The sequence below is a fragment of the Anabaenopsis sp. FSS-46 genome (genome assembly GCF_029891665.1).
GTDB classification, from domain to species: domain Bacteria; phylum Cyanobacteriota; class Cyanobacteriia; order Cyanobacteriales; family Nostocaceae; genus Anabaenopsis; species Anabaenopsis arnoldii.
In genome coordinates, this window is sequence record NZ_JANQDG010000109.1 from 37,573 (window position 1) to 44,584 (window position 7,012).

Consider the following 7,012-nt stretch of genomic DNA (forward strand, 5'->3'; position numbering starts at 1 on the left):
AACTTACCCTATTCCCCTATTCCCTGTTCCCCAAAACAACCTCTTATCGTCAGAAACCCAAGTACCATGGAAACCATAGGGTACCCTTTGGGGAATTAGTACCCGCGCTCTAGGTCCCGCGGTGACATCTTGGGCGTTGACTATCACTAGTTCCGAAGTTTGTGAAGTCTCATCGTAAACAAAAGTAATTAACCAGCCATCATCTTCCTTTGTAGCATTAACACTCGGCGCAAATACTGCTTCACCGCCATAACGTCCCGAACCAAATTCATGGGTTTGAGATGTCTGATTATTAAAATCATATTTAATTATACCATTAAATAGCGGGAGAGGCCTTTGGTCCATTCTCCCAGCATAACCGTATTGGGTTCGTTGCCCTAAAAAGTTTTCGTTAATGCGGGGAAATTCCGCCGGGACATCATCTAGCATTTCTTCTTGCACTTTCTTGCTGCTCAGATCAAATCGCCAGCGATATAAACGCGGTATATCTGCTTCTCGGTCCGTTGGGGAATCATTAACCTTTAACACTGTGGTCGAGTTCATGCGACAGGCTATAAGCACTATTTCCTCTTCATCTTCGTAAGCGTTGAGGGTATGAAATATGTAACAGGGCGAAGTTTCAAACCAGCGGATATTACTGTTATCCCCATAACGGGGGACAATACCAAAGCGACTGGGTCTATGGCTCTCGAACATCAAACCCGGTTCCCCCCTTTGCATTCTTTCCATACTGAAAGTTAAGGGTAAATCCATAAAGATTGTATAGTTCTCGGTGATGGCAAAATCGTGCATCATTACCCCCATCGGTAGCTCAATTGGCACTGTCCGCACTATTTCCCCTGTATCGGAAACTATGCTATATTGCAAGTATGGTGGAGCGAAGGAGTAACCAAAAAACATCATTTCACCCGTCTTTGGGTCTACCTTGGGATGGGCTGTAAAGCCAGAAACCAGCTTACCATTATACGTGTATTCACCAATTGTCTGTAAATCTGGTAACTGGATGGCGTGAGGCGCACCCCCTTCGTTAAGTGCTAACATTTGCCCCGCGTGCCACACTAGGGCTGTGTTGGCAGTGTTTTTGTAGGCACCATGGGGATTATCCATCTGCGGTGGTTCTAATAACCCAGACCAGAGCGCTTTCCCCGCTTGGTGTTCTATTTGCCATCCTTTAGTGCGCACGTAGCGATTACAATATGTGGCCTCACCGTCCCTAATTCTCACACCGTGCAACATTCCATCGCCATCAAACCAGTGATACTGACCAATGGGTGACCACTGGGGATTGGGTCCATTACGGACAAACATCCCTGATAAATTGGCGGGTAACTCACCTATGACTTCTAAAGCCTGCGTGGTGATTTCTGTTTGCACCGGGGCAAAGTTATAATTGAGATACGGGTTAAGTGTGGTTGTCATGGTGTCTATGTCTCAACAAGTGATGAAGTGATCATATTAGCGATCGCTGTGGTTGTTTCTCCCAATATCGGCAGATTTTTCTAGTATAATTGGGAAATAATTGTTGTTTTTGATATAATTTGACTCTGCCTCACAGGCGATCGCCCAAGAGTAGAAAATTAACAAATTCACAGCTAAGACTTAAATAGATTAAACTTATATAAAGGCAGTCCCTGAAAATGCCAGGGTTCAATTATGTTTGTTGCTCATTGCATCTCTAATATATGACGGTGGAGCTTAAGGTGACTAGTACTGATTATAACCTCTTCTCTGTTTCAGGAGAAGTATCTATCCCCCAGGCTCCTCCTGAATTTAAATCAGGGTTTATTGGCATCATTGGTCGCCCCAATGTCGGTAAATCTACTTTGATGAACCAATTAGTAGGACAAAAAATCGCGATTACGTCGCCTGTAGCACAAACTACACGTAATCGGTTACGAGGGATTTTAACTACCCCAGCCGCACAGTTAATTTTTGTCGATACACCGGGAATTCATAAACCCCATCATCAATTGGGGGAAGTGCTGGTGAGAAATGCTAAAAATGCCATTGAGTCCGTGGATGTGGTCTTGCTTGTCGTAGATGGGTCAGTAGCTTGTGGTGCTGGCGATCGCTTTATTGCTGATTTACTGGTAAAAACCCAAACACCAGTAATTATAGGGGTAAATAAAATTGACCAACAACCACCAGATTCTCAGAGCATTGATGATACTTATCAAGCTTTAGCCGCAGGTCAACAATGGCCGGTAGTTAAATTTTCCGCCCAGACCAGCGCCGGACTACCAGAACTGCAACAGTTATTAATTGAAAATTTAGAGACCGGACCATTTTATTATCCCCCGGACTTGGTGACAGACCAGCCAGAACGTTTTATCATGGGGGAATTAATTCGGGAACAAATTTTACTGTTAACCCGGGAAGAAATTCCTCACTCAGTAGCGATCGCCATTGATTTAGTAGAAGAAACACCCAGTATTACCCGTGTACTGGCTACCATCCACGTTGAGAGAACTTCTCAAAAAGGTATCCTAATTGGCAAAAGCGGCTCAATGCTCAAAGCCATTGGTAGCGAGGCTCGCCAACAAATTCAAAAGCTGATTGATGGTAAAGTTTATCTAGAGTTATTCGTGAAAGTAGAGCCAAAATGGCGACAATCACGGATGAGTTTAGCAGAGTTAGGCTACAGAGTAGAAGAATAGATAACCTTGTAATGTGGGCATATTGCCCACTTGAGTATAAAAAGTCTGTATGCTAGATGCGACTAGAACAACTAACCAAAGCCAGCGCAGTTAAAGGGATTTTACCTAACCAGGTAGTCACAGTCGTCGATGTCAAATGGTTTGGTAGCGATGTGGTTGAATTAACCTACAAAGACCCAAGCGGTCGCCTCGGTCAAGAATTGCTATATCGCCATAACGAGGATACATTAGAAATCGTTACTCAAGAGCGCCCCTGGAGTTTCAACGCCGAAGGTCGCCTATTGCGGCTAGTATCAGAAGCCCATCGTATTCGCCTAGCACATCTGTTTGACCCTCTCCTCGCCGTACACACATCATTAGTAGAACCCCTCCCCCACCAAATTACCGCCGTATACGGAGAAATGCTCACCAGGCAGCCGTTACGTTTTTTACTAGCTGATGACCCCGGAGCAGGTAAAACCATCATGGCGGGTTTACTCATGGCCGAACTGCATTTGCGCGGTGACCTGCGGCGTTGCTTAGTAGTATGTCCTGGTAGCCTAGCAGCCCAGTGGCAAGATGAATTATACCAGAAATTTCATCTCGACTTTGAAATTCTCACCAATGACCGCATGGAAGCATCTCGCAGCGGTAACGCCCTCGCAGAAATACCCCTAGTCATAGCACGGTTAGATAAATTAAGCCGTAGTCATGACCTCCAAGCCAAATTAACACAAACCGACTGGGATTTAATTATCTGTGACGAAGCCCATAAAATGTCGGCTTCTTTTTTTGGCGGAGATGTCAGAGAAACCAAACGCTACAAACTAGGTAAACTCCTGTCTAGTATTACCCGTCATTTTTTATTAATGACCGCTACACCCCACAACGGGAAAGAAGAAGACTATCAGCTATTTATGGCCCTCTTAGATGGAGACCGTTTTGAGGGGAAATTTCGCGATGGGGTTCATGTGTGCGACACCTCCGACCTCATGCGGCGGCTAGTTAAAGAAGATTTGTTAAAATTTGACGGTACTCCCTTGTTTCCAGAACGCAAAGCTCATACAGTTGATTACCAGCTCTCCAGCCAGGAAGCAGTTTTATACAAGCAAGTTACAGAATATGTGCGCGAAGAATTTAACCGCGCCGATGCTTTAGATAATCAAGGACGTAAAGGAACCGTAGGCTTTGCCTTGACTATTTTACAACGGCGTTTAGCATCCTCCCCAGAAGCAATTTATCAGTCACTGCGACGGCGACGGGAAAGACTACAAAAACGCCTGCGAGAGGAAGAAATATCCAAGCGCGGACTCGATGCCCTAGAGTTATCCAGTAGAATCATTGAAGATGTCAACGAATTTGAAGAAGATACCCCCAGCGATGAACGCGAAGCCATAGAACAAGAAGTTGTTGACCAAGCATCAGCAGCGCGGACTATCACGGAATTGAAAGTGGAAATTTCCCAATTACAAAAATTAGAGCAGTTGGCTTTGGCAGTGCGTCGCAGTGGTAGAGATAGAAAATGGGAAGAACTTTCTCAAATTCTGCAAAATCAAGCCGAACTCTTTGACGCTCGTGGCTACCGCCGCAAACTGGTAATATTTACAGAACATCGCGATACCTTAAATTACTTACACAAGCAAATTAGTAACCTTTTAGGCAACCCCAACGCAGTCGCTACAATTCAAGGCCGTATGGGGCGCGAAGAACGCCGCAAATCCCAAGAAGCTTTTACCCAAGACCCAGATGTCCAAGTTCTCATTGCTACTGATGCTGCCGGGGAAGGTATTAACTTACAACGGGCGCACCTCATGGTTAATTATGACCTACCTTGGAACCCCAACCGTTTAGAACAACGTTTTGGGCGCATTCACCGCATCGGACAGACGGAGGTGTGTCATTTGTGGAACTTGGTAGCCAAAGAAACCCGGGAAGGTGATGTTTATTTAGCACTGCTGAAAAAGCTAGAAAATGAACAAAAGGCTCTGGGGGGTAAGGTATTTGATGTTTTGGGGACAGCTATTGATGGTGTCCAGCTGCGACAATTACTCATAGAAGCCATTCGCTATGGTGAGTCGCCAGAAATTAAAGCTCGGTTAAATGAAGTTGTGACGGGATGTCTCGACCCTAAACGGTTGCAAAAACTCCTAGAAGAAAAGGCCTTGGCGCGGGATACAATGGATATTTCTAGAGTGCGGCAAATTCGCGAAGATATGGAACGAGCCGACGCCAGAAAATTACAACCCCACTTTGTAGCTTCCTTTTTCATAGCCGCTTTTCAGAAGTTAGGGGGGACTATTAGGGAACGAGAACCCCAACGCTACGAAATTACCCATGTCCCCGCCGTCATTTGTAACCGGGGACGAGTAGTGGGGACACGAGATGCAATTTTGACCCGCTATGAGCGCATTTGTTTTGATAAACAATTAATTAGCATCGCAGGTAAGCCCTTGGCGGCTTTAGTCTATCCCGGTCATCCCCTATTAGATGCTGTGATAGATTTGATCTTAGAACGCCATCGGGATGTTCTCAAGCAAGGTAGTATCTTATTAGATGTTAACGACCCCAGCGAACAAATTAAAGCTCTAGTTTATTTAGAACATTCAATCCAAGATGCTCGCACAGATCCTGCTGGTAATCGTCGGGTGGTGTCCCGCAGAATGCAGTATGTGGAAATTCTAGCATCTGGAGAAATTTATAATGCAGGCTATGCTCCTTATTTAAATTATCAGCCAGTCAGTCACCCTGACCAAGCATTGATAGAACCAATCTTACAACAGTCATGGTTACTTAATCATATTGAAGCACAAGCAACAGCCTATGCGATCGCTCACATCGTCCCTCAACACCTCCAAGAAGTCAAAAAACACAAAGAAGAACTCATAAACAAAACCATGGCCGCAGTCAAAGAGCGACTAATTAAAGAAATTAATTATTGGGACCATCGCGCCGCAGATTTACAACAGCAAGAAATCGCCGGGAAAATCAACGCCAAAATTAACTCAGCCAAAGCCAGAAGCAGAGCCGATGAACTCCAAGCGCGGTTACAAAAGCGCATGGAAGACTTGCAACAAGAACGCCGCCTTTCTCCCCTACCACCAGTAGTAATTGGTGGGTCCTTAATTGTCTCCCTGGGATTACTCCAACGGCTACAAGGTCAGCAAAAACCCAATCCCCACACCTCCGCCCAAGAAAAACAGCGAGTAGAAACACTAGCAATGCAAGTAGTAATTAATACAGAACGCCAATTAGGCTATGAACCCAAAGATGTCAGCGCCGACAATTGTGGCTATGATATAGAATCGCGCATCCCCGGTACAGGAAAGCTGCGGTTGATTGAAGTTAAAGGGCGCATAATGGGAGCAGACACAGTTACAGTCACTAAAAATGAAATTCTCACCGCCCTGAATAAGCCCGAAGGTTTTATTTTAGCACTAGTGCAAGTACCATTATCCCCAGAAATTACCACCCCCAGCCATCATGACTGCATCCTACGCTATATACAGCAACCCTTTGAAAAGGAGCCAGATTTTGACGTTACCAGCGTTAACTACAATTGGCAGAAATTGTGGGAACGGGGAAATTTACCCAAAACCTGACAACCTCCCCCAGAGAACTTATTGATTTCGGAGGTTGAGCGAAGTCGAAACCACGCACCCCCCAACACCCCCTTATATTCCTTCAACCTCCCCAGAGAACTTATTGATTTCGGTTTCGATCCTACTCAAATAAATAAAATACACACCTTAACATCATAAATCTTGTGGGGTGGACATCCTGCCCGCCCCTCAATACCTCACTCAGATAAAATGCGCTGTAATTCCCTAATTCCCCATCACCGTGATTGACTTTCTAACCACTGCTGCAAATCAGCAACACAGGAAAAATCTAACAGCGCCTCACCCAGTAAATCTAACCCGTCAAAATCCAACGTATAAATTGCTTCCAGTTGGGATGCTTCCACCCCTCCCAAGCGGCGATTGAGGAGTTTAATAATCAGCTGTTGTTCCCGTTCCAGACCCCGTTCCAGACCCCGTTCCAGTCCCCGTTCAAGACCCCGCTGTTCTCCCCGTTCCATTGCGAGTTGTTCCGTCGGACTGATTAAAGGCATTTTTCTCTCCTCCTCCAAGCTCCTAATTTTCCTTACCAATCCTGTTTGTAACTCCTTCGGCAATGTCATCATTGTATCAATAATCTTAAATAGCCTGATGACATCCGTCTTACTTAATCCCCGCTCATACAATCCCCTAATAATTCGCCACTTCCATGCTTCCCGCTCAGAAGGTTTCCCAGTAGTCGCCTTAGTTTTCAAATGCGCCATGACAATCACCGCAAAAGGATTAGGATTAACCTCCAACTCATCCCACACAGATTCA

5 protein-coding genes are annotated in these 7,012 nt (G+C 45.3%); 2 read left to right on the forward strand and 3 right to left on the reverse strand.

Translation table 11 applies throughout. The annotated features are described in order from the left end of the window. Positions 1–3 precede the first annotated feature (3 nt). Both NWP21_RS12740 and NWP21_RS12745 read right to left on the reverse strand, forming a co-directional pair. Positions 4–1,419 carry a carotenoid oxygenase family protein gene (locus tag NWP21_RS12740; RefSeq protein WP_280793003.1) on the reverse strand — a complete coding sequence of 472 codons (1,416 nt, stop codon included), beginning with the start codon at positions 1,417–1,419 and terminating at the stop codon, positions 4–6. 36 nt (positions 1,420–1,455) lie between these two features. Beyond that, a complete protein-coding gene (locus NWP21_RS12745) occupies positions 1,456–1,590 on the reverse strand; it encodes a hypothetical protein (protein ID WP_280793004.1) in 135 nt (44 codons plus the stop codon). Positions 1,591–1,682: 92 nt separating this feature from the next. Between NWP21_RS12745 and era the strand changes: the two genes are divergently transcribed. Both era and NWP21_RS12755 read left to right on the forward strand, forming a co-directional pair. Beyond that, on the forward strand, positions 1,683–2,657 hold the full coding sequence (era, locus tag NWP21_RS12750; RefSeq protein ID WP_271731282.1) for a GTPase Era: 975 nt from the start codon (positions 1,683–1,685) through the stop codon (positions 2,655–2,657). A 56-nt stretch (positions 2,658–2,713) separates the two neighbouring features. After that, on the forward strand, positions 2,714–6,235 hold the full coding sequence (locus NWP21_RS12755; RefSeq protein ID WP_280793005.1) for a helicase-related protein: 3,522 nt from the start codon (positions 2,714–2,716) through the stop codon (positions 6,233–6,235). A gap of 236 nt (positions 6,236–6,471) precedes the next feature. On the opposite strand, the gene NWP21_RS12760 is transcribed toward NWP21_RS12755, so the two are convergent. Next, positions 6,472–7,012, reverse strand: a 541-nt coding sequence (locus tag NWP21_RS12760) for a DUF4351 domain-containing protein (protein WP_280793006.1), incomplete at its 5' end; no start/stop codon positions are given.

Excerpts from the sequence above, each read along its gene's own strand:
- era (WP_271731282.1), top strand. The coding sequence starts at position 1,683 with ATGACGGTGGAGCTTAAGGTGACTAGTACTGATTATAACCTCTTCTCT.
- NWP21_RS12740 (WP_280793003.1), bottom strand. The coding sequence starts at position 1,419 with ATGACAACCACACTTAACCCGTATCTCAATTATAACTTTGCCCCGGTG.
- NWP21_RS12755 (WP_280793005.1), top strand. The coding sequence starts at position 2,714 with ATGCGACTAGAACAACTAACCAAAGCCAGCGCAGTTAAAGGGATTTTA.